This window comes from Nonomuraea coxensis DSM 45129 (assembly GCF_019397265.1).
Lineage (GTDB): Bacteria > Actinomycetota > Actinomycetes > Streptosporangiales > Streptosporangiaceae > Nonomuraea > Nonomuraea coxensis.
In genome coordinates, this window is record NZ_CP068985.1 from 770,147 (window position 1) to 792,971 (window position 22,825).

21 protein-coding genes and 1 pseudogene are annotated in these 22,825 nt (G+C 70.9%); 15 read left to right on the forward strand and 7 right to left on the reverse strand.

What is annotated here, in order from left to right; genetic code table 11:
* Positions 1-152: 152 nt before the first annotated feature.
* A complete protein-coding gene (locus Nocox_RS04030) occupies positions 153-1,259 on the reverse strand; it encodes a citrate synthase 2 (RefSeq protein WP_020544848.1) in 1,107 nt (368 codons plus the stop codon).
* 182 nt (positions 1,260-1,441) lie between these two features.
* On the opposite strand from Nocox_RS04030, the gene pdxH reads away from it, so the two are divergent.
* Entirely contained in the window at positions 1,442-2,095 is a 654-nt protein-coding gene (pdxH, locus tag Nocox_RS04035) for a pyridoxamine 5'-phosphate oxidase (protein WP_020544849.1), read from the forward strand.
* A gap of 10 nt (positions 2,096-2,105) precedes the next feature.
* Positions 2,106-3,362: an MFS transporter gene (locus Nocox_RS04040; RefSeq protein WP_026214681.1), complete on the forward strand. Its 1,257-nt coding sequence runs from the start codon at positions 2,106-2,108 to the stop codon at positions 3,360-3,362.
* On the opposite strand, the pseudogene Nocox_RS43900 reads toward Nocox_RS04040, so the two are convergent.
* Positions 3,359-3,915 (reverse strand): annotated as a pseudogene (locus tag Nocox_RS43900) (uracil-DNA glycosylase family protein). The gene Nocox_RS04040 and the pseudogene Nocox_RS43900 overlap by 4 nt on opposite strands.
* Positions 3,916-3,933: 18 nt before the next feature.
* On the opposite strand from Nocox_RS43900, the gene Nocox_RS04050 reads away from it, so the two are divergent.
* From Nocox_RS04050 to Nocox_RS04065, 4 genes are all read left to right on the forward strand, one after another.
* Positions 3,934-4,641 carry an iron-dependent transcriptional repressor DtxR gene (locus Nocox_RS04050; RefSeq protein ID WP_020544851.1) on the forward strand — a complete coding sequence of 236 codons (708 nt, stop codon included), beginning with the start codon at positions 3,934-3,936 and terminating at the stop codon, positions 4,639-4,641.
* 123 nt (positions 4,642-4,764) lie between these two features.
* Positions 4,765-6,990 (forward strand): ATP-binding SpoIIE family protein phosphatase, encoded by a 2,226-nt coding sequence (locus Nocox_RS04055; RefSeq protein WP_026214682.1) that lies wholly within the window; start codon positions 4,765-4,767, stop codon positions 6,988-6,990.
* A gap of 16 nt (positions 6,991-7,006) precedes the next feature.
* A complete protein-coding gene (locus Nocox_RS04060; RefSeq protein WP_020544853.1) occupies positions 7,007-7,777 on the forward strand; it encodes an alpha/beta fold hydrolase in 771 nt (256 codons plus the stop codon).
* A gap of 30 nt (positions 7,778-7,807) precedes the next feature.
* On the forward strand, positions 7,808-8,245 hold the full coding sequence (locus Nocox_RS04065; protein WP_020544854.1) for a MarR family winged helix-turn-helix transcriptional regulator: 438 nt from the start codon (positions 7,808-7,810) through the stop codon (positions 8,243-8,245).
* 8 nt (positions 8,246-8,253) lie between these two features.
* On the opposite strand, the gene Nocox_RS04070 is transcribed toward Nocox_RS04065, so the two are convergent.
* From Nocox_RS04070 to tnpA, 3 genes are all read right to left on the reverse strand, one after another.
* Positions 8,254-8,418, reverse strand: a complete 165-nt coding sequence (locus tag Nocox_RS04070; protein ID WP_020544855.1) for a hypothetical protein — start codon at positions 8,416-8,418, stop codon at positions 8,254-8,256.
* Between the two features lie 54 nt (positions 8,419-8,472).
* Entirely contained in the window at positions 8,473-9,618 is a 1,146-nt protein-coding gene (locus Nocox_RS04075; RefSeq protein WP_020544856.1) for an acyl-CoA dehydrogenase family protein, read from the reverse strand.
* Between the two features lie 142 nt (positions 9,619-9,760).
* Positions 9,761-10,177 carry an IS200/IS605 family transposase gene (gene tnpA, locus Nocox_RS04080; protein WP_084685761.1) on the reverse strand — a complete coding sequence of 139 codons (417 nt, stop codon included), beginning with the start codon at positions 10,175-10,177 and terminating at the stop codon, positions 9,761-9,763.
* Positions 10,178-10,234: 57 nt separating this feature from the next.
* On the opposite strand from tnpA, the gene Nocox_RS04085 reads away from it, so the two are divergent.
* The 7 genes from Nocox_RS04085 (at position 10,235) to Nocox_RS04115 (ending at position 17,597) form a co-directional block, all read left to right on the forward strand.
* Positions 10,235-11,590, forward strand: a complete 1,356-nt coding sequence (locus Nocox_RS04085) for an RNA-guided endonuclease InsQ/TnpB family protein (protein ID WP_246649740.1) — start codon at positions 10,235-10,237, stop codon at positions 11,588-11,590.
* Positions 11,591-11,744: 154 nt separating this feature from the next.
* Positions 11,745-13,130 (forward strand): hypothetical protein, encoded by a 1,386-nt coding sequence (locus tag Nocox_RS04090; protein ID WP_157383209.1) that lies wholly within the window; start codon positions 11,745-11,747, stop codon positions 13,128-13,130.
* Complete coding sequence (locus Nocox_RS04095) at positions 13,130-13,918, forward strand: class F sortase (protein ID WP_020544859.1); 789 nt, start codon at positions 13,130-13,132, stop codon at positions 13,916-13,918. Before Nocox_RS04090 ends, Nocox_RS04095 begins: the two co-directional genes overlap by 1 nt.
* A 123-nt stretch (positions 13,919-14,041) precedes the next feature.
* The gene (locus Nocox_RS04100) at positions 14,042-14,923 is read left to right on the forward strand and encodes a hypothetical protein (RefSeq protein ID WP_026214685.1); all 882 of its coding nucleotides are present in this window, start codon (positions 14,042-14,044) and stop codon (positions 14,921-14,923) included.
* A 5-nt stretch (positions 14,924-14,928) separates the two neighbouring features.
* The gene (locus Nocox_RS42775) at positions 14,929-15,702 is read left to right on the forward strand and encodes a class F sortase (protein WP_020544860.1); all 774 of its coding nucleotides are present in this window, start codon (positions 14,929-14,931) and stop codon (positions 15,700-15,702) included.
* Between the two features lie 23 nt (positions 15,703-15,725).
* Positions 15,726-16,379, forward strand: coding sequence for a hypothetical protein (locus tag Nocox_RS04110; protein ID WP_157383211.1), 654 nt, complete (start codon positions 15,726-15,728; stop codon positions 16,377-16,379).
* Positions 16,380-16,451: 72 nt separating this feature from the next.
* Positions 16,452-17,597 (forward strand): acetyl-CoA C-acetyltransferase, encoded by a 1,146-nt coding sequence (locus Nocox_RS04115; protein ID WP_020544862.1) that lies wholly within the window; start codon positions 16,452-16,454, stop codon positions 17,595-17,597.
* 117 nt (positions 17,598-17,714) lie between these two features.
* Here the strand turns inward: Nocox_RS04115 and Nocox_RS04120 are convergent, their stop codons facing one another.
* Positions 17,715-18,068 (reverse strand): MerR family transcriptional regulator, encoded by a 354-nt coding sequence (locus Nocox_RS04120; RefSeq protein ID WP_020544863.1) that lies wholly within the window; start codon positions 18,066-18,068, stop codon positions 17,715-17,717.
* A gap of 58 nt (positions 18,069-18,126) precedes the next feature.
* Between Nocox_RS04120 and Nocox_RS04125 the strand changes: the two genes are divergently transcribed.
* Entirely contained in the window at positions 18,127-19,293 is a 1,167-nt protein-coding gene (locus Nocox_RS04125; protein WP_026214686.1) for an MFS transporter, read from the forward strand.
* On the opposite strand, the gene Nocox_RS04130 is transcribed toward Nocox_RS04125, so the two are convergent.
* Positions 19,274-20,671, reverse strand: a complete 1,398-nt coding sequence (locus tag Nocox_RS04130) for a serine hydrolase domain-containing protein (protein ID WP_033409936.1) — start codon at positions 20,669-20,671, stop codon at positions 19,274-19,276. The two genes, Nocox_RS04125 and Nocox_RS04130, sit on opposite strands and share 20 nt — an antisense overlap.
* Before the next feature lie 132 nt (positions 20,672-20,803).
* Between Nocox_RS04130 and Nocox_RS04135 the strand changes: the two genes are divergently transcribed.
* On the forward strand, positions 20,804-22,675 hold the full coding sequence (locus Nocox_RS04135; protein WP_020544866.1) for an acyl-CoA dehydrogenase family protein: 1,872 nt from the start codon (positions 20,804-20,806) through the stop codon (positions 22,673-22,675).
* Positions 22,676-22,825: the final 150 nt, after the last annotated feature.

A 22,825-nucleotide genomic window follows, 5' to 3' on the forward strand; every position in this document is an offset into this window, starting at 1 on the left:
GGTCAGCGGCCATGCCGGTGGGCGGGGGCAGGCGGGCATGGGACGGCCGCCGCGCGGGTGCGAGCCACGCGGCGGCCGTCCGTCTCAGGGGGTCGCCTGTCTCAGGGGGTCGCCTGTCTCAGAGGGTCGCCCGTCTCAGAGGGTCGCCCGTCTCAGAGCTTGCCGACGACCTCGCCGGCGCCCGGCACGTCGCTCAGCGGGCGCGAGGACGGGCCGACGTAGTTGGCGCTGGGGCGGACCAGCCTGCCCGTGCGCTTCTGCTCCAGGATGTGCGCGGCCCAGCCGGCCGTGCGGGCGCAGGTGAACATCGCGGTGAACATGTGGGAGGGGACCTCGGCGAAGTCGAGCACCACGGCCGCCCAGTACTCGACGTTCGTCGCGAGCACCCGGTCGGGCTTGCGGGCGTGCAGCTCCTCCAGCGCGGCCTGCTCCAGCGCCGCGGCGACCTCGTACCGAGGGGCGTCGAGCTCCTTGGCGGTGCGGCGCAGCACGCGGGCCCGGGGGTCCTCCGCGCGGTAGACGCGGTGGCCGAAGCCCATGAGCCTGTTGCCCTTGTCGAGCTCGCTCTGCACGTACTTCTTGGCGTCGCCGAGCTGCTCGACGCCCTCGATCATGTGCAGCACGCGGGCGGGGGCGCCGCCGTGCAGGGGGCCCGACATGGCGCCCACGGCGCCGGAGAGCGCGGCGGCCACGTCGGCGCCGGTGGAGGCGATGACGCGGGCGGTGAACGTGGAGGCGTTCATGCCGTGCTCGGCGGCGGAGGTCCAGTAGGCGTCGATGGCCTTGACGTGCCTGGGATCAGGCTCACCGCGCCAGCGGATCATGAAACGCTCGACGATGCTGGCCGCCTCGTCGACCTTGCTCTCGGGGACCATCGGCAGGCCGAGACCACGGGCGGACTGCGCCACGAACGACAGCGCCATGACCGACGCGCGGGCGAGCTGGTCGCGGGCCTCGTCGTCGCTGATGTCGAGGAGCGGCTTGAAGCCATAGGCCGGAGCCAGCATGGCGAGCGCGCTCTGTACGTCTACGCGGATGTCACCGGAGTGGACAGGGATGGGGAACGGCTCCGCCGGGGGCAGGCCCGGCTGGAACGTGTTGTCGACCAGCAGGCCCCAAACGTGCCCGAAGGGGACACGGCCGACCAGCTCTTCGATGTCGACGCCCCGGTATCGAAGGGCGCCCCCTTCTTTGTCCGGTTCCGCGATCTCGGTCTCGAAAGCTACGACGCCTTCGAGCCCGGGTTTGAAGTCGGACATACTCGGCCGCCTCCCTTTCTGCCATGTTCCGGCAATGCAAAGCCTTGATGTCGAGATACCGGCGGGTCAATTTAACCCCCTCCCAGCTCGTGCTCGGTCTCCGGACCCGCCGAAGCGCCAAAGCCGCTGGTGGGGAGCGGTGTAGTGGGATCTACCACACGAGCGCGCAACAATACCGTCTCGTGGATGCCACCCCGCGCCCGCCCTCGCTGGCAGGGCTCCGACGCACGTACGAGGGCGAGCCGCTGCTCGAAGCCGATCTCGCCGCCGACCCGATCAACCAGTTCACGCTCTGGTTCCAGGAGGCCGCCGCCGCCGGCGTCCCGGAGCCCAACGCCATGGTGCTCGCCACCGCCTCGGCGGGCGGCCGGCCGAGCGCCCGCATCGTCCTGCTCAAGGGCTACGACGAGCGCGGTTTCGTCTTCTACACCAACTACGAGTCCCGTAAGGGCCGCGACCTGGCCGAGAACGCCCGCGCGTCCCTGCTGTTCCCCTGGCACGCCATCCGCCGCCAGGTCCGCGTGGACGGCACCGTGAGCCGCCTCTCCCACGAGGAGTCGGCCGAATACTTCAACTCCCGCCCGTACGGCTCCCGCATCGGCGCGTGGGCGTCGCGGCAGTCGGCCGTCGTACGCTCCCGTGACGAGCTGGACGCCCGCTACGAGAAGCTGGCGGCGCGCTGGCCGGAGGATCCGCCGGTGCCCGACTTCTGGGGCGGCTTCCGGGTCCAGCCGGTCGAGATGGAGTTCTGGCAGGGGCAGCTCGACCGGATGCACGACCGGCTCCGCTACCGGCGGACACCACCCGGATGGGTTTTGGAGAGACTTGCGCCTTAATGTTCGGTAAGTGGCTCTCGGGGACTTGATCAAGCGTCATCTGGTGGACACCCGGCCGCTCGGCGTGCCCGCCTACCGGCGGATCTGGCTCGGCCAGGCGGTCTCCCACGTGGGGGTCGGGGTCACCGTCGTCGCGGTCAGCAAGCAGGTCTACGACATCACCGGGTCCTCGCTCTGGGTCGGGCTGCTCGGACTGGCCAACCTGGTCCCGCTCGTCGTCTTCGGACTGTGGGGCGGGGCCGTGGCCGACGCCGTGGACCGGCGCAAGCTGCTGCTCGCCGGATCGGCCGTGGCCTGGACGGCGACGCTGTTCATCCTCGTCCAGGCGCTGATCGGGCTCAGCAATGTCTACGTGATCTTCGCCGCGGTCGCGGTGAACGCCACCGGGTTCGCCATCACCGGGCCGACCCGGGGCGCGATCATCCCGAGGATCCTGCGGCCGCAGCTGGTCCCCGCCGCCAACGCGCTCAACTCGCTGGTCTACAGCATCGGCGCGGTCATCGGGCCGATGGTCGGCGGGCTGCTGCTCGCCGGCGGCGGCTACGCGGCCGCGTACGCGGTGGACGCCCTGCTGTTCACCGCCGGCCTCTACGCGGCCTTCAAGCTGCCCGCGCTGCCCCCGCTGGGCGAGGTGACCCGGCCGGGCGCGCGAGCGGTGCTGGAGGGGCTCGCCTTCATCATGCGCAGCCCCGTGCTGCTCATGTCGTTCGTCGTGGACATCATCGCCATGGTCTTCGCCCTGCCCAGGGCGCTCTTCCCCGAGGCGGCCGACCAGTGGTTCGGCGGCTCGGCGCTCGCGCTCGGCTGGCTCAACGCGGCCATGGCCATCGGCTCCGTCGTCGGCGCGCTGTTCTCCGGCTGGGTCGGCCGGGTGCGGCGGCAGGGCGTCGCGCTGGTCGTCGTCATCGCCGTGTGGGGGCTCGCCGTCGCCGCCGCGGGGATGACCGGGAACCTGTGGCTAGTGGTGACGTTCATGGCCGTCGGCGGCATGGCCGACGTGATCTCCTCGGTGTGGCGGCAGTCGATCCTCCAGCTCTACGCGCCTGACGAGATGCGGGGGCGGATGCAGGGCGCGTTCATGGTGGTCGTGGCCGGCGGGCCGCGCCTCGGCGACCTGCGGGCCGGCGCCACCGCCACGATGATCGGGCTGAGCGGCGCCTGGGTGGGCGGCGGCCTCGCCTGCGCGGCCGTGGTGCTCGTCGTCGGGCTGTCGGTCGCGGGGTTCCGCAACTACCGCGCGGACCTGGTGGCCGAACGGGCGGGCTAGCGGGCCCTCGCCGCCGCCTGGAGGTCGGACAGGAAGCCCGCGTACGCGGCGTCCCTGTCAGGGACGCGCAGCACGGCGGACGGGTGGATGGTCGCCACCGCCAGCCGGTCGCCGAGCGGCACCACCTCGCCCCGGTGCCGCGTCACCCTGAACGCGGCCCCGAGCAGCGAGCGCGCCGCCGTCGCGCCGAGCACCACGACCACGCGCGGCTCCACGGCCTCCAGCTCGGCCTCCAGCCACGGCCGGCAGGCCCCACGAACGGGTGCCCCTGCCGGTCCTCCTGGTCGCCGGGCTGCTCGCCCACGAGCATGAAGGCCGCCTTCCCCTTGCCCTCGCCGAACACCGTCTGCGTCGCGTCGCGGTAGAGGCCGCAGCCCTCGCAGCGGGCCGCCGCGTCACGCAGCGAGACGAGGTCGTGCCGCTCGGGAAGGAAGTCGGCTGCGCCGTTGTTGCCGTCCTTGAGCATCGTCGGTCGTTCTCCCCATAAGGTTCCCTGCGTGACCCACGTGCCCGAGGCGGACGGGCTCAGTCCCCGCCACGACCGACGTAACATTCAGTTGGGAGGACTGCCTTGACCGCACACGGCCTGATCGACACGACGGAGATGTACCTCCGCACGATTTACGAGCTCGAGGAAGAGGGCATCGTCCCGCTGCGCGCCCGCATCGCCGAGCGCCTGCAGCAGAGCGGCCCCACGGTGAGCCAGACCGTCGCCCGCATGGAGCGCGACGGCCTCGTCCGGGTCGAGGGCGACCGCCACCTCGCCATGACCGACCTGGGCCGCCAGCTCGCCACCCGGGTGATGCGCAAGCACCGCCTCGCCGAGTGCCTGCTCACCCAGGTCATCGGCCTGCCGTGGGAAGAGGTCCACGTCGAGGCGTGCCGCTGGGAGCACGTGATGTCGGAGTCGGTCGAGGCCCGGCTGGTGACCCTGCTCGACAATCCCACCGTCTGCCCGCACGGCAACCCCATCCCCGGCCTCGCGGAGCTCGGCGCCAAGGAGCCCGCGGAGGCCGCTCCCGACGGGCTCACGTCGATGTCCGACATCGCGGTGGGTTCGAGGGACGTGCCCGTGGTGGTGCGGCGAATTAGCGAACAAGTGCAAAGTGATCCCGCTGTGATGCTTAAACTCAAGCAAGTTGGGATACAACCCGGACGCGAGGTGACGCTCGCGGCGAGCGACGACGGTGTGCGGGTGACAGGTGACGGTGACGCGAACGACAATCCCGCGGAGCTTCCGCGCGATGTTGCCGCGCACGTTTTTGTCTCCAAGCGCTGACGTGCGCGCAGCGGCTTGGTTGAATCCCTTCTGGGAGGCCCTCCACTCTCCCCAGACCAAGACTGTTGCAGGAGCGCTCGTGGTTCGCTGTGCATGCTCGCCACCCCGAGGAGTGGTCTTCGGATGAAGCGTTGGGGGGATCTGTCGCAGGACGGGGTTGACCATCTCGCTGCCGGGTCCGTTCTCGACCATGCCGAGATGGCGGTGGTCGTCACCGACCGTTTCAGCAACCTCCTCTACTGGAACCCCTTCGCCGAGAAGCTCTTCGGCCGGCCGGGCAGCGCGGCGACGCGGGACACCTCCGTCCTGTCCCTCGGGATCATGGAGAAGGACCACCCGCAGGCGATCGAGCTGGCCAAGCACGTGCTCAAGGGCGGGGTGTGGGAGGGCACCTTCGACGTCAAGCGCGGCGACGGCACCATCGTCTACGTCCGCGCCCAGGCCGTGCCGCTGCGCCACACCTCCGGAGCCGTCACCGGCATCGTGATCACCGCCCGCGAGGCCCTGCGCAGCAACGAGCGCGAGAAGGACCGCTTCGGCCTGCTGGAGCGCATCGGCGAGCGGCTGGCCGGCTCCCTCTACGTCGAGGAGACGCTCAAGCGCGTCGCCGAGATGCTCGTCCCGCAGTTCGCCGACCACTGCTTCATCGAGCTGATGGAGGGCGACCGCCTCGTCCGGCGGGTCGCGCAGCACGTGCAGGGGTGGACCCCGCCGTCGGGCACGTGGAAGCCGGTGGGCGCGGAGATCCGCTACCCCATCGGCCACTACGCCGACACCGCGCTGCGCCGCCAGGAGACCATCCTCGTCGAGGACTTCGCCGGCAGCAGCTTCCCCGCGCCCAGCGAGGGCAGCGCCCGCCTGTGCGGCGAGATCGGCATGACCTCGGCCATCGTCGCCCCCCTGCTGGTGCGCGGCGAGACCCTGGGCCTGATGTACCTCGGCCTGTCCAACCTCACCGACCGCCGCAGCCCCCACTACGACGCCTTCGACCGTGACTTCGTCGGAGCCATCGCCACCCGGGTCGCGGTCGCGATCGACAACGCGCTGCTGTTCGAGGAGGAGCGCCACACCGCCGAGTCGTTCCAGAAATACCTGCTGCCGCGCGGCGCGCTGCCCCGTCTCGACGGCCTGCAGATCGCGGTGCGCTACTACCCGGCCGCTCCGCTGGCCTCCCACGGGCAGGGCATCCAGACCCAGGTCGGCGGCGACTGGTACGACGTGATCCCGCTGTCGGCCGGCCGGGTCGGCATCGTCATCGGCGACGTCGAAGGCAGGGGCGCCAAGGCGGCGGCCGTCATGGGCCAGCTCAGGGCCGCCCTGCGGGCCTTCGCGCAGGACGACAAGTCGCCCGCCGACATCCTCGCCCGGCTCGACGAGTGGACCCGCATCATCGCCACCCCCGAGCAGGACGACAACGGCGCCGACGTCAGCATCCCGCCCATCGTGACCTGCCAGTACCTCGTCTACGACGCCTGGTCGCGGCAACTGTCCTTCGCCAACGCCGGGCACGCCCCGCCGTTGCTGCTGCTCGACGGCCAGTGCGTGGAGCTCGACATCGAGGAGGTCGGCCAGCCGCTCGGCGTGCGCGCCAAGGGCCTGCACGCCGACCTGGTCTACAAGGAGGAGACGCGCACCCTCCCGCCGGGCGCGGCGCTGCTGCTCTACACCGACGGCCTGGTCGACCGGCGGCCCGGCCGCGACGGCCACCCGCCGAGCGACTCCGAGACGCTGGGCGTGCTCTGCGAGAAGCTGTCCAAGGTGTCCGACGCCGACGTCGAGCGCATCGCCGAGACCGCCACGGTCGCGGTGCCCGGCGAGATCGACGACGACATGGCGATCCTGGTGGTGCGCTCCAGCGACGTCGATCTCGACGTCGAGGAGCGCACGTTCCCCGCTCAGCCGATCATGGTCGGCGAGGCGCGGCGGATGGCCGGCGAGGCGTTCTCCGGCTGGAACGTGCCCGAGGAACGGGCCGAGCTGGCCTGCCTGCTGGTCTCCGAGGTGGTCACCAACGTCGTGCTGCACGCCTCCACCGCGACCGTGCCGCGCCGGGAGCTGTCCGTGGACGGGCCGCCGCTGCCGTTCGAGGAGTCCTGGGACATGCCGGGCTTCGAGGACGAGGCGATCGGCGACAAGGAGTTCACGCTCCGGCTGCGCAGGGGCGAGGAAGCGGTCTGGGTCGAGGTGTTCGACCAGGACCTGCGCCTGCCGCGCATCCGCAGCGCGGGCGAGAACGACGAGGGCGGGCGCGGCCTCTACCTCGTCGACCAGCTTGCCCGGCGTTGGGGCTCGCGTCCTACCAAGGAAGGCAAAGCCGTCTGGTTCGAGATTCCCACCCGCGGCAGGTGAGTGGTCTACTGGCGGGATGGACCTGGCCTTCGAACGGCGGGGCACCGGCGCGCCGCTGATCCTCATCCACGGCATCGGGCACCACTGGCAGGCCTGGCTGCCGGTGCTGGACCGGCTCGCCGCCGCCCGCACGGTGATCGCCGTCGATCTGCCCGGCTTCGGCGACTCGCCGGGGCTGCCGGCGGGCACCCCGTACACACCGGAGTCGCTGGCGGACGCGGTCGCGTCGTTCTGCGCGACGCTCGGCATCCATGAGCCCGCCGTCGCGGGCAACTCGCTCGGCGGTTACCTCGCGCTCGAACTGGCCTCCCGCGGGGTCGTCAGCTCGGCCGTCGCGCTGTCGCCGGCCGGCTTCTGGAACCGCTCCGAGTTCCTGTACGCCCGCACGGTGCTGCGCGCGCTGCGCGCCACGGCCCGCGCCCTGCCGCCCGAGCAGGCCGCCCGCATGGCGGAGGAGCCCGCCTCGCGGGCCCTGTCCGCCGGGGTGCTGGTCGCCCACCCGGCCAGGCTGGAGCCCACGGCGCTGATCGCCGCCACGCAGGCACTCGCCGCCGCGCCCGGCTTCGACGAGACGCTCGCCTCCTTCGAGGGGCTCATGCCGCCCGCGCCGCCCAAGTCGCCGATCACGATCGCCTGGGGCGAGCACGACCGGCTGCTGCTGCGCAGGCAGGCGGTGCGCGCCGCCCGCTGGTCGGGGCAGCGGGTCAAGCTGATGAAAGGCTGCGGGCACGTCCCGATGAGCGACGACCCGGCCCTGGTGGCCCGGGTGATCCTGGACGCGATCTAGCTCCTTCCGCCGGGATAGCATCGCCACCCTATGCACGACGACGACAAGGACATCGCCACCATCGAACGCGCGATGGTCGCCATCAGGCGCAGGCAGCGGCGGCGCGCCCTCGCCGCGGCCGACGGCGCGGGCCCCGAGCACGACGTCCTCGACGTCATCGAGGGCGCCCGCGAGCCGGTCACCGTGACCGCGGTGGCCGAGGCGCTGGGCGTGGACCAGCCGCGGGCGAGCCGCCTCGTGGCCGCGGCCGTGACGGGCGGCCTGGTGCAGCGCGAGGCCGACCAGGCCGACGGCCGGCGCTCGTACCTGGTGCTGACGGAGGCGGGGCGGGACGCGCTGGCCCGCGCGCACGAGAGCAGGCAGGCGAGCTTCGCCGCGGCCACGCGGACGTGGACGGCGGACGAGCGGGCGGAGTTCGCCCGGCTGCTCACCCGTTTCGTGGAAGGGCTGCGCCAGACCTCCGTCTAGACCTCCGTCTAGACCTTGGTCTGGCCCCAGACGAGCAGCATGGCGATGATGAACACGATCATCACGCCGGCGTAGCCCACGGCTCCCAGGCGGAAGGCCCGGCGCACCCGGTTGAGCAGCCAGGCGAACAGCAACGCCAGGAAGACCAGGAGGATCAGGCCGCCGAAGTCCATGCCTCCCAGTATGGGGCGCGGGGCCGGTGCGCGCGCGGCCCCGCGGGGTTCCGGTCAGAAATCGAAGGACCGGCCGATGATCTCCTTCATGATCTCGGTGGTGCCGCCGTAGATCGTCTGCACCCGGCTGTCCAGCCAGGCCCGCGCCACGGGGTACTCGGTCATGTAGCCGTAGCCGCCGTGGAGCTGGAGGCAGCGGTCGATGACCTTGTTCTGCAGCTCGGTGGTCCACCACTTGGCCTTGGCCGCGTCCACCGCCGTGAGCTTGCCGGCGTTGAGCGCGCGGATGCACGTGTCGACGTAGGTGCGGGCGATGTCGGTCTCGGTCGCCAGCTCGGCCAGGACGAACCGGGTGTTCTGGAACGAGCCGATGTTGCGGCCGAAGGCCTGGCGGGACCTGCAGTACTCGACGGTCTGCTCCAGCACCGACTCCGCCGAGGCCACCGCCGCCACGGCGATCGACAGGCGCTCCTGGGGCAGGTTGTGCATGAGCTGGAAGAAGCCCTCGCCCTCGTTCGGGCCGAGGCGGTTGGCGACGGGGACCCGCACGTTCTCGAAGAACAGCTCGGCGGTGTCCTGGGCCTTCATGCCGACCTTGTCCAGGTTGCGCCCGCGCTGGAAGCCTTCCGTGCCCCGCTCGACCACGATCAGCGTCGTGCCCCTGGCCCTCGCCGCCGGATCGGTCTTGGTGACGACGACCACCAGGTCGGCGTTGATGCCGTTGGTGATGAAGGTCTTCTGGCCGTTGATGACGTAGTGGTCGCCCTCGCGGACCGCGGTCGTCCTGATGCCCTGAAGGTCGCTGCCCGCGCCCGGCTCGCTCATCGCGATCGCGGTGATCAGCTCGCCGCTCACGAAGCCGGGCAGCCAGCGCTGCTTCTGCTCGTCGTTCGTGAGGTCCACGACGTACGGGGCCATGACGTCGTTGTGCAACGAGAACCCGAGGCCGGACGCGCCGTGCCGGATGATCTCCTCGACGATCACCGCGTTGTAGCGGAAGTCCTTGACGCCCGCGCCGCCGTACTCCTCGGGCACCGAGAACCCGAACATCCCCAGCTCGCCGGCCTGTTTCCAGACCTCGCGCGGGACGATGCCCTCCTTCTCCCACCGCGCGTGATGCGGCACCACCTCGCGGGCCAGGAACTCGCGCACCGTCTCACGGAAGAGCAGGTGCTCCTCATCGAAAAGATCTCTCTCCATATGCCACCTCCAGAACAGGATTCTGTCACCGAAGGTTCGCAGAATGCCTCGGCCTTCAGCTTCAGGCCGGGGATGAATGCGGTCCCCCCCTTTGGGGATGGCCCGCCGCAGGCGGGGCAGCCCGGAGCGCGGACCTGGAACCTCAGGTGGGGCGGCGCTGCTGTTCGATATACGCCTTGATGATCGATAGTGGCGCTCCGCCACAGGAGGCGGCGAGGTAGCTGGGTGACCAGAAGGGGCCGTGCGTGATGGCGGGGTTGACCTGGCCGGTGAACTCCTTGCGCAGGTAGTGCGAGGAGACGCCTTTCAACGAGTTGACGAGTTTGCTGATCGCGACCTTGGGCGGGTAGTGGATGAGCAGGTGGACGTGGTCGTGTTCGCCGTTGAACTCGCGGAGTTCGGCCTCGAAACTGTCGCACACCTCGATCATGATGTCTTCGCAGCGGCGCAGCATCGCGTCGTCGAACACGTTTGTGCGATATTTGGTGACAAAGACCAGATGGACATGCATCGCGGAAACCACGTGTCTGCCTCGTCGATATTCCACTTCCTGGCTCATAGACCAGATGCTAATGTGTTCGAGTCTGCGAGACGTGAGCGTCCCGTGGAAGAGGGGATGTCGCGCATGCTGGCGGGCCGGAAGTACCGCCTGGAGTTCGACTCCGGGCAGCGGGCGTTCGCCGAAAGGCTGGGCGGAATCTGCCGGGCCGTGTGGAACACCGGTCTCGAACAACGGCGGGAATACCGGCGGGAATACCGGCGACGCGGGCAGTGGATCACCTATGCCGAGCAGTGCAGGCAACTCGCCGACGCCAAGAAGGACCCGTACTGCGACTGGCTCGCCGACGCCCCCGCCCAGGTGATCCAGCAGACCCTCAAAGACCTGGATCAGGCGTGCCGCAAGCATGGCGCGTGGACAGTGCGCTGGAAGTCGAAGGCGAAGTGGCGGCCCTCGTTCCGGTTCCCCACCGCCAGACACCTGCCCGTAGAGCGGATCAACCGCAAGTGGGGGCGAGTCTTCCTGCCCAAGTTCGGGTGGACGCGGTTTCGGATGTCGCGCCGGCTCGGGGGAAGCGTCAAGTCCGCGACCGGGTCCCGGGACGGCAGACACTGGTTCATCAGCTTCCTGATCGACGATGGGATCGCCGAGCGTGAGGAACACACCTGTCCTCAGTGGGCGGGCGTGGACCGAGGGGTGGTCACGGCCGCCGTGACGTCGGATGGGGAGTTCTTCGACCGTCGCCACGCCGGAAGCGACGGTGTCTCCTCCAGGCAGCCGCCACGGAAGACGAAACAGGACCGGAAGGACGACCTCGGGTATCTCACGCCCGGCGAAGCGGAACGGTATCTACGGCTGCAACGCCGGCTCGCCCGCACGAAGAAGGGATCGAAGCGGCGCAAGACGGTCACGGCCGCGATGAGTGAGATCATGCGGCGAGTCCGGTGGCGGCGCGCCGACTTCAACGCCCAAGCCGCGCACCGGCTCACCCGCATGTACGGGCACGTGGTCATCGAAGACCTGAACACCAAGGGCATGAGCGCGGCCGTCAAGCCCAAGCCCGACCCCGGCTGGCCGGGCAGGTTCCTGCGCAACGGCGCGGCAGCGAAATCCGGGCTCAACAAGGCGATTCTCGACAAGGGCTGGTACGGCCTGGAAGTCGCTCTCCGCTCCAAGGCGCGCTACACCGGCAGCGCCATCCATAAGATCAACCCCGCGTACACGTCCCAGACGTGCCCGGAACCTGCGTGCGGGAAGGTGGACGAGAAGAGCCGCAAGAGCCAAGCGATCTTCTCCTGCACTTCTTGCGGGCACACCGATCACGCCGACATCGTCGGGGCGAAGAACATCAAGAGCAAAGGACAGGCGGCCGGGCTGGTCGTCTCAGGGCGTGGAGACCCACCCGGGTCCGTGAAACGTCAAGCACCCCGTTCCACGGCACGGGCCGCGCAAGCGGCACGAGCTGCCGCATAGCGGCACGGGAATCCCCGTCCCTTCAGGGCGGGGAGCAGGTCAATGGACACGGCTTCATCACAAGTGACGGAAGATGCGGCGCTCCGTATGTGTTGTCGGTCTTCGCGACTCTAGGATCTACCCTCGGTCTATTTGTGGGTGATCGGAGTCTCCCGTGAGTCGGTGGCGCAAGACGTTGATCGCCGCAGGGGTGGGCATGGCCGCGTCGGCGGCGTTAGTCATGACGCCCGCCGAGGCGGAGTCGTTCAATCTCGTCGTCAACTACAGCTGCACCGGCGGCATCGCCGGGAACAGCCCGGTGACGATCAAGGCCCGGGTCAACATCCCCACCGTGGTCGAGGTCGGCAGCGCGATGAACCTCTCCTGGACGCTCGAATACACCAACACCCGCAGATTCCTCTCCCCGGACTACTTCGAGGCCGGCGCCCTCACCAGCATCGTCGCCAACATGAAGCTGGACGGCGCCTGGAACGGCGTCCTGGAGGCGCACGGCACCCAGGAGCAGGCCGCGCTGCAGCCCAACGTCCGGCTGGAGACGCCCGCCGGCCTCAGCTCCTCCGCCCACCTCACCGAGGAAGGCGTGATCCAGCTCCGGCCGCAGGGCATGACCGTGGACTTCCTCCCGCCGGCCGGCGTGGCCACGATCAACAACGACGAGCTCAACCGCATCAAGTACCAGGGCCCCTGGGTCCATGACCCGGCCACCCCGGTCGAGTACGGCGACCACCTGCGCGACGTGCACACCAGCCCCCAGGTGGACTCCACGGCGAGGATCGACTTCCTCGGCACCGGCTTCGAGTACATCGGCCGCCGCATGCCGGGCGTCAGCAAGGTGCGGGTGCGCGTCGACGACGACACCACCGGCCTTGTGGACCCCACCAAGACCGAGAGCGGCCAGCCGACGAACGCCATCAACGGCAACGTCTCCCTGTGGAAGCGGGTGGACCTGCCGTACGGCAAGCACACCGTCATCATCCGGAGCCTGGACAACGCGCCCATCCACCTGGACGCGTTCAAGGTGCACACCGGCGCCATGATCGAGCCGCCGACGCTGCACCGGGCCAACTGCGTGGTGACCAGCGCGCCGGACGTGGTCGAGATCACCGTCAAGGGCCACGACGCCCCGACCAGCCCGCCGCCCACGACCACCGGCCCCACGGACAACCCCACGACCACTCCGCCGACCACCGTTCCGCCGACCGGCACCAACTCGCCCACGACCTCGCCGTCCACCTCGAACTCGCCGTCGCCGAGCTCGCAGTACACCCACCCGGCGATCGTGATCGTCGGCCCCGGCGGCACCAGCACCACCACGCCCAGCAGCTCGGCCTCCGCCACCCCGACCGTGACCAAGTACGTCCGGCCGCAGGTGGTCAAGACGCCCAAGGGCGGGGTGAACACCGGTGAGGCGCCGGATCCGCCGATGGACTCCGGGGCGTACACGCTGATCGCGGGCGGCTCCGCGATGATCATGAGCAGCGCCGCGGGCGGCCTGATCCTGTGGCGCCGCCGCGCCGCGCACGCCGGAGGTGTGAAGTGATGAGCGAGCAGAAGCCGAAGACGACTCTCGACAAGGCGATGCCGGGCCTGCTGATCGCGGGCTCGCTGGCCGGGGTGGGCGCCGTCATGGTGGGCCTGCTCTCGCTGGCGCCCACCGTGGACGACGGCTCCGGGCCCGGCGGCCCTCTGGCGGCGGGCCAGCCGTCCACGGTGCAGATCGAGAACGCGGGCGCGTTCGTGCTGCCGCCGACCGTCGGCCCCGGCGGCAAGAGCGGCCTGACGCCGGCCCGCATCGACGCGCCGCCGCCGCTGGCGGCGGTGCCGACCGTGGCCCCGATCCCGGCGGCCAAGACCACGAAGGCCAAGGCCAAGGCGAAGCCGTCGCGGATCAAGATCCCGAAGATCAAGGTGAACTCGCCGGTCGGCCAGGTCACGGTGGACCTCAAGGGCAACCTGGGCACCCCGTCGCTGAGCAAGCCGAACCAGACCGGGTGGTACCGCTTCTCCCCGCTCCCGGGCGAGAACGGCCCGACGATCATCAACGGGCACGTCAGCACCCGCAAGGGCCCCGCCGTCTTCGCCCGGCTCTCCGAGCTGGTGAAGGGCGACAACATCTACGTGTACCGCTCGGACGGCAAGGTCGCCCGCTACACGGTGAGCGGGATCGAGCAGGTCAGCAAGACGACGTTCCCGACGAAGCGGGTCTACGGCAACACCGAGGGCGCGCAGCTCCGGCTGATCACCTGCGGTGGCGTCTACAACAGGGGAGCGCACAGCTACAAGGACAACATCGTCGTGTACGCGACGCTCTCGAAGAAGAAGGTCTGACCCGGGAGCAACCGATTTGACGGTTTACGGGAAGTTGACAGGTAGAGTTCGTAAGATCTTCACCTAGCCGAGACCAAGAATTGGCAAGCTGGCACACTCCCGCCAACCTGTGCTGAATTGGAGATGGAAGTGCTGACGTCCAAGGCGCGGCGCCGCCTCGCCCTCAAGACATCCGCCATGGCCGTCCTCGGTGCAGGGATCTTCGGTGGGCTGCCGGTGGTGGCCGCGCTGGCCGCCCCGGTCGACGTGGTCTACAACTGCGGGCCTGCGACCGCGAAGTCCCCTTACTGGTTCAACATGGAGCTGAGGACTCCGGCGAGCGCGGTCACGCCCAACGCGACGGTGACCGTCACGTGGGACGTCAAGCCCCCGACCGGGACCCCGTCGCACTCGCCGGCGGCGACCGCCAGTGAGCAGATCACCCCGACCAGCACCATCGTCGCGAGGGGCACGGTGAACCCCAGCGGCTCGCCGATGCCGTCCACCTCGATCACCGCCAGTGGCGCCGCCACGCAGTTCACGACCATCTCGCCCGGCGCCACCATGCCGGCGGTGGCCATGACGATGGTGATCAAGCCGACGGCGACGGGCACGATCGGGCTCAAGGGCGGCAACTTCGAGCTCCAGGTCAACGGCGAGACCTGGTATGAGTGCGAGCCCGGCGCGTCCGGGGGGCCGTCGGCGCAGTTCGTCGTGACGACCGGAGGCACGGGCACGCCCACGGGCACCGGCACCCCCACCAGCACCGGGACCGGCACGCCGACGCCCACGCCCACCACCTCCACTCCGAAGCCGACCAGGACGACCACCGAGTTCGTCACCGTCACCCCGTCCAGCGAACGCTCCACGAAGAAGTCCCAGACCCCCAAGGCGGGCGCCGACACCGGTGCGGGCGGCATGATGGGCCCGGACGGGCGGACGTTCATCCTGACCGGGACCGCGCTGATCGGGGCCGCCGCGCTGGGCGGGCTGCTCATGCGCCGGCGTAACGCCACCAGGGGCTGAGCGCGGTGTCGGGGTACCACCCGTACGGCGGCGGGCATCCGGCTCCGCAGCCCCCGCCGCCGCAGGACCGGGGGAGCACGGCGCTCAGGGCGGCGCTGATCGTGGCGGCCGTCGCCGGGGTCGTGACGGTCGTGGCCGGGCTGCTGATCGTGCTGGGCTCGCCCGACGAGTACGGCCTGGCCGCCAACAACCGCGACAGCCTGGCGCTGCCGTCCCAGCCGCACGCCGCCGGCAACAAGCCGGAGCAGGCGCTCTTCCAGGCCGACCCGGACGTGCCGCCGCCGCTGCCGCAGATCACCCCGGCGCCGCCGATGCTGCCGTCCACGCCGGTCCGGATCGTGATCAAGCGGCTGGGGATCAACGCCCCGATCAAGACCGTCGGCCTGGCCAGGAACGGCACGATCGAGGTGCCGCCCGCGGACGACCCCAACCTCGTGGGCTGGTACAGGAACATGTCCACGCCGGGCGAGGCGGGCCCGGCCGTGCTGCTCGGGCACAAGGACACGAGGACGCGCAGCGCGGTGTTCAGCAGGCTGCCCGAGATCAAGAACGGCGACACCATCGAGGTCAAGCGGCAGGACAAGACCACGGCGGTGTTCACGGTGGGCGGCGTGGAGCAGGCGAACAAGAAGACGTTCCCGACCCAGCGCGTCTACGGGCCGCAGGACAACGCCCAACTGCATCTCATCACCTGCGGTGGCACCTACGATCGGCGTACCGGGCACTACACCGACAACATCATCGTCTATGCGACGATGACGAGCTCCTATCGAAGCTGAGCGCGGAGGCGGGCATGGGCTGGATGGCCAAGCGGAGACTGCGTACGGGCCCGACGGCGGTGGTGCCCGCCAAGGTGCAGCCGGCCGAGCTGCTGCGCGTCGTGCGGCTGGCCGATCCGGCCGCCCGCCTGGACGGCGACGACGTCGTGGCCACGGACGTGCGGGTGTGCGCGCCGGTGGAGGCGGAGCCCGCGCTGACGGGGGGCGAGCTGGAGAAGGCGTGGGCGGTGCGGGTGGCCGGTGAGGGGCCGCTGCCGCTGGACTTCTTCGACCGCTTCCTGGCGGAGGGCATCGCGTTCCGGCTGAAGGGGCTCGCGGTCTGCCGGGGCGAGGTGAGCGATCCGGCCGACGAGGAGAACACGGGTCCGGCGGTCATCGTCCCGGTGCGCCCGTCCGCCGAGGAGCTGGCGCCGTTGCTGGAGCCGCAGGAGGACGACGCGTTCACGTTCACGGCGGGGGAGATCCGGGCGGTTCTGGTGCCGCAGAAGGGGCAGCCGCCGGCGGTGGGGGAGCTGCTGCCGTTCGCGACCGAGCTGACCGCGATCGAGCTGCGCGGTGACGAGCCGGCCAAGCTGGGGACGTTCGCGCTGGAGCTGGCCGACAAGCTGAACGGGCTGGTCGTGGACCGGTGGCGGTTCCGGGTGGACGCCCCGGAGGACCTTCTCCCCCCGGAGTGAGCAGCGCCAGAACGTCGTTCTGTTGTAGGCTGCCCTTAGTAACCGAATAATGCTCGGTTTCCAGGAGGCACTGTGGCAGAGGCGTACATCGTCGGGGCGGTCCGTACCCCGGTCGGCAAGAAGAAGGGCGGTCTTTCCACCGTCCACCCCACTGACCTGGCCGCTCACACGCTGAAGGCGCTCATCGAGCGCACCGGCGTGGACCCCGCCGCGGTCGAGGACGTCATTCTGGGATGCGTCATGCAGTTCGGCCCCCAGAGCATGGACATCGCCCGTAACGCCTGGCTGTCGGCCGGCCTGCCGGAGACCGTCCCCGGCGTCACCATCGACCGCCAGTGCGGCTCCTCGCAGCAGTCGATCCACTTCGCCGCCCAGGGCGTCATGTCCGGCACGCAGGACCTCGTCGTGGCCGGTGGCGTCGAGTCGATGAGCGTCGTGCCCATGGGCTCGTCCATCAAGGCCGCGCTGGACATGGGGATGCCGTTCCCGTTCGGTGAGATGTGGGTCGAGCGGTACGGCAAGCAGGAGATCTCGCAGTTCCGCGGCGCGGAGCTGATGTGCGAGAAGTGGGGCTACACCCGCGAGGTCCTGGAGCAGTTCGCGCTGGAGTCGCACCAGCGCGCCGCCAAGGCCATCGCGAACGGCTACTTCAAGGAGCAGATCGCTCCGATCAACGGCGTCGAGGACGACGAGGGCCCGCGGGCGGACACCACCCTGGAGAAGATGGGCACCCTGAAGACCCTGAAGGAGGGCGGCCAGATCACCGCGGCCACCTCCTCGCAGATCTCCGACGGCTCGGGCGCCGTGCTCATCGCCTCCGAGCAGGCGGTCAAGGACCACGGGCTGACCCCGAGGGCCCGCATCCACCAGCTCGCGCTCCTGGGCGACGACCCGGTCTACATGCTGACCGCGCCGATCCCCGCCACGCAGCGGGCGCTGAAGAAGGCCGGCATGTCGATCGACCAGATCGACGTCGTGGAGATCAACGAGGCGTTCGCCCCGGTGCCGCTGGCCTGGACGCACGAGCTCGGGGCCGACCCGGCGAAGGTCAACCCCAACGGCGGCGCCATCGCCCTCGGCCACCCCCTGGGCGGCACCGGCGCGATCCTGATGACCAAGCTCCTGCACGAGCTGGAGCGCACGGGCGGCCGCTACGGCCTCCAGACGATGTGCGAGGGCGGCGGCCAGGCCAACGTCACGATCATCGAGCGGCTCTAGAAGCTCTGAAGCAGCTGAACGAAAGGGAGCGCCGTCTCCTCGGATGACGAGGAAGGCGGCGCTCCCTTTCGTCCGGCACCCGTCCGGCCCGCGTCCGGCGCCCGTCCGGCCCGCGTGTCACACGCGGGCCGCGGCGATCACCCGGTCGAGGGCGTCGCGGGACTCGCTCAGGTCCGCCATCGCCCGGTCGATCCGCTCGCGCTCGCCGCGCAGCCGCCCCACCACGTCCGGGCAGGTGGGGGCCAGCAGCTCGCCCTCGGCCTCCAGGCAGGGCAGCACGGTCGCGATCGTCGAGGTGGACAGGCCCGCCGCGAGCAGGCAGCGGATGCGGCGCACGGTCTCCACGTGGGCCTCGGTGTAGTCGCGGTAGCCGCTGCGACGGCGCTCAGGGGCCAGCAGGCCCTGCTCCTCGTAGTAGCGCAGCAGCCGCTCGCTCACGCCGGTGCGCCGGACGAGCTCGCCGATCCGCATGTGATCTCCCTCACCGCCGATTGACTCTCACATGGATGTGAGACTTTAGCGTACCCGCATGAGACAGGGTCTTCTCGTGCCGGCCGCGCTCATGGTGAGCGTCTTCGTGGTCGGCACCTCCGAGTATCTGATCGCCGGGCTGCTGCCGCAGGTGGCCGCCGACCTGGGCGTCACGCTGTCCGCGGCCGGGCACACGGTGACGGCGTACGCGCTGGGCGTCGTGGTCGGCGGGCCGCTGGTGACGGTCGCGACGGTCCGGCTGCCGCGCAAGGGGCTGGCGCTGGGGCTGCTGGTGCTGTTCGCGGCGGGCAACGGGATCTGCGCCGTGGCCGGTTCGTACGGGCTGCTGATCGCCGGCAGGGTGGTCGCCTCGCTCAGCCACGCCGCGTTCCTGACGCTGGCGCTCATGCTGACCGTGCGGGCGGTCGCGCCGGAGCGGGTGGGGACGGCCATCGCGGTCGTCGGCTCAGGGTTCTCGGCGGCCACCCTGCTGGGCGTGCCGGTGGGCGTGCTGGTGGGGGACGGGGCCGGATGGCGGGCGCCGTTCGCCGGGCTCGCGGTGCTGGCGCTGGCCGCCGTCCCGCTGCTGGCCGTCGTGCTGCCCCGGGAGCCCGCGCCGGACACGAGCGTCGGGGCCGAGCTGCGGACGATGCTGCGCAGGCCGGTGCCCGTCGTGATCGCGACCACCGCCGTGGGGCTCGCGGCCACCTCGACCGTGTTCACCTACCTCGCGCCCGCCTTGTCGCAGATCACCGGGTTCGCTCCGGCGGCGGTGTCCGCGCTGCTGCTGGTGTACGGCGTGGGCGGCCTGGCGGGCGGCCTGGTGGCGGGGCGGCTGGCCGACCGGTCGCTGCCGGCCACGGTGCGCGGGACGTTCGCCGGGCTGGCGGCGGTGCTGGCGCTGTTCCCGCTCGCGCTCGGGTCGCCGGTGGCGGCCGTGGCCGTGGTGCTCGTGTTCGGCCTGCTGACCTCCGCCACGACACCCGTGCTGCAGAGCCTGCTGCTGCGCCACGCGGGCGGCGCGCCGACGCTGGCGGTGTCGGTCAACGTGTGCGCGTTCAACGTCGGCATCGCGGCCGGCTCCGCGCTCGGCGGCGGCCTGGTCGCGGCGGACGGCCTGCGGTGGCTCGGTCTCGCCGCCGCCGCGCTGGGCCTGGCAGCCCTGGCCGTGAGCTACGCCGCCGTTCCCGCCGCCCGCCGTCAGGTCAGCGTGGCCGGCGGCTGACCGCCAGCGCGCGGGCGGCCGTGACGGCTGCTCCCGCGAGGGCCGTCACCAGCAACGTGATCGACAGCGGCGCCGCGAAGTACGTGAGCTGGGCCCACGTGACGGTCCTGCCGTTCGCGAGGAACGACACCCAGTCGGGATAGGTCGCCAGCACCACGGCGGGCAGCAGGGCCGGCAGCAGCCGGAGCACGACCCACCGGCGGTGGCTGCCGGACCGCCGGCCCGCCCAGCGGCGGGCGCGGAGCACGCCGAGCACCCCCAGCCCGGCCGCCACGAGCGCGATCGCGGCCAGGATCCCCTCGTAGAGCAGCCGGTCCGCGCCGGGAAGCTCGGGCACCCGGCCCTCGCTCAGCGCCGTCAGCCCGAGCATGATCGTGTACGTGTCGTCCTGCAGGGCCGCGCTGTTGCTCATCACCGCGAAGCCGTAACCGGTGCGCGGTGATATGGCGGCCACCGCCGTGTACGTGAACAGGTTGCCGGAATGCACGAGCTGCCCGGTCTCCTCCTCCACGCCCCACCCCATCCCGTACGAACGGGTCGCCGTCGGCGTCCGCATCGTCTCCAGGCTCCGCCTCTCGACCACCGGGCGGCCGTCCCCGCTCTGGGCGATGAGCCATCTGCCCATGTCGTTCGCGGTGGTGACGACGCCGCCCGAGCCGCTGCCGTTGAGGAAGGCGGGCAGCTCGGGGCGCGACAGCCAGGCCCCGTAGACGGAGTTGTAGCCGTCGGCGGGGCGGACCTCCTGGTCGCTGACGGCGCTGGAGGTCATGCCGAGCGGCCCGAAGATCCGCTCGCGCAGGTACGAGCCGAAGTCCCGCCCCCCGGCCACCTCCACGAGCCGGGCGGCCAGGTCGTAGTTGACGTTGCAGTACTCCCAGCGGGTGCCCGGCTCGGCCCGCAGCCGGCCGCCGGACAGGCGGGCGGTGTAGTCGGCGAGCGTGGTCGTCTCCTCCAGCGCGTTGACGTCGACCGTGGTGTCCGACAGGCCGGAGGTCTGGTTGAGGAGCTGGCGCACGGTGACGCGGGAGGCGCGCGGGTCGGCCATCCGGAAGCCGGGGAGCTGCGCGGCGACCGGGTCGTCCAGCCGGATCTTGCCACGCTCGACGAGCGTCATGACCGCCGTCGCGGTGAACGCCTTGCTCACCGAGGCCACCCGCATCGGGGTGTCGGCGGTGACCGGGCGGCCCTCGGAGTCGTGGCCGTACCCGGCGGCGTGCACGACCCGGCCGCCGTGGGTCACGACCACCGACACGCCCGGCAGGCCGGTGGCGGCGACGGCGTCGCGCACGTACGCGTCCACCGAGGCGGGAGCGAGGGCGGGAGCGGGGGCCGGGAACAGGGCGCCCGCCGCGAACAAGCTGATCAGAAGGGATTTCACGTCAGGAAACCTAGGGAAGGGCGGGCCCTTTCCGGATCTGCCGTCCGGGCAGCGGCGCCCCTGACGAAAGTCAGGTCTGTGCTCGCCTCGATGCAAAGGGGGCATATAACCGGCGAGACGTCAGGAGGCACGATGACCCAGCAGACCAGGTACGAGGAGTCCAGAGCGGTCGGCGAGCAGGCGCGGGAGCGTGAATGGGCCCGGCCCAGCTTCGGCAAGCAGCTCTTTCTCGGCGACTTCCGGCTGGAGCTGGTCCATCCGGCGCCCGCGCTGCCCGACGAGGCCGCCAAGCGGGGGGAGGAGTTCGTCAGGGCGGTCCGCCACTTCCTGGACGGGCACGTCGATCCCGCGCTCATCGAGCGGACCGGGCAGATCCCGGACGACGTGGTCAAGGGCCTGGCCGGGCTGGGGGCGTTCGGCATCACGATCGCCGAGGAGTACGGCGGGCTCGGCCTGCCCTACCTGTACTACTGCCGGGCCCTCATGCTCGTCGGCTCCTACAGCCCGGCGCTGGCCACGCTGCTGTCGGCGCACCAGTCGATCGGCGTGCCGCAGCCGCTGAAGCTGTTCGGCACCGAGGAGCAGAAGCGCGCGTTCCTGCCGCGCTGCGCGAGGGGCGAGATCTCGGCGTTCCTGCTGACCGAGCCCGACGTGGGCTCCGACCCGGCCCGCCTGGCCACCACCGCCGTCCGCGACGGCGACGACTACGTGCTCGACGGCGTCAAGCTGTGGACGACGAACGGCGTCATCGCCGACCTGCTCGTGGTCATGGCGCGGACCGGCAAGAAGATCAGCGCGTTCGTGGTCGAGGCCGACTCGCCGGGCATCACGGTCAGGCGGCGCAACACGTTCATGGGCCTGCGCGGCATCGAGAACGGCGTCACCGAGTTCTCCGGCGTCAGGGTGCCCGCGAAGAACCTCATCGGACGCGAGGGCGACGGGCTGCGCATCGCGCTCACCACGCTGAACACCGGCCGCCTCTCCCTTCCCGCCACCTGCGCGGGCAACGCCAAGTGGGCGGTGCGGATCGCCCGCGAGTGGAGCAACGCCCGCGTGCAGTGGGGTCACGCCGTCGGCCGCCACGAGGCCGTGGCCACGAAGATCGCCTTCATCGCGGCCACCGCGTACGCGCTGGAGGCCGTCATGGAGCTCAACTGCCGCCTGGCCGACGACAAGCGCAACGACATCAGGATCGAGGCGGCGCTCGGCAAGCTGTACGCCTCGGAGATGGGCTGCCGGGTGCTGGACGAGCTGGTCCAGATCAGGGGCGGGCGCGGCTACGAGAGCGCCGAGTCGCTGGCCGCGCGCGGCGAGCGCGGCGTGCCCGCCGAGCAGATGCTCCGCGACTCCCGGATCAACCGCATCTTCGAGGGCTCCACCGAGATCATGCACCTGGCGATCACCCGGGAGGCCGTGGACGCCCACCTGTCGGCCGCCGGCGAGCTGATCAACCCGGACGCCTCCCGCCAGGAACGCGCCCAGGCGGTCAAACGGGCCGGCCGCTTCTACGCCCGCTGGCTGCCGACGCTGGTCGCCGGCGCGGGCACCCTGCCCGGCGGGTACGCCGCCTTCGGCCCCCTCGCCGCCCACCTCCGGTTCGTGGAGCGGACCAGCAGGAAGCTGGCCAGGTCCACCTTCTACGCGATGTCGCGCTGGCAGGGCAGGCTGGAGCACCGGCAGGCGTTCCTGGGCAGGGTCGTGGACATCGGGGCCGAGCTGTTCGCCATGACCGCCGTCTGCGTGAAGGCCGAGGGCGACTCCGCCGATCTCGGGCGGCGGCCGTACGAGCTGGCCGACACCTTCTGCCACCAGGCCAGACTCCGGGTGGACACGCTGCTCGACCGGCTCTGGCACAACACCGACGCCAGGGACGCCAGGCTGGCCGGGTACGTGCTGGAGGGCCGCTACGACTTCGTCGAGGAAGGCGTGCTCGACCCGTCCATCGACGGTCCGTGGATCGGCACGCCCGAGGGCGGCGAGAACGTCCGGCGGAAGATCACCTGACATCTGGTCTAGACCGGTTGTGCGCAACCGATAGGGCGACTGTTGTCGAACCGCAACAGGCCGGTATAGACCGGGTGGGGAACGCTCGCTTACGCTTGCGCAAACACGGCGGGCCTCCGGGTATGGCAGTGCCTCCGTGAGCGTATCCCC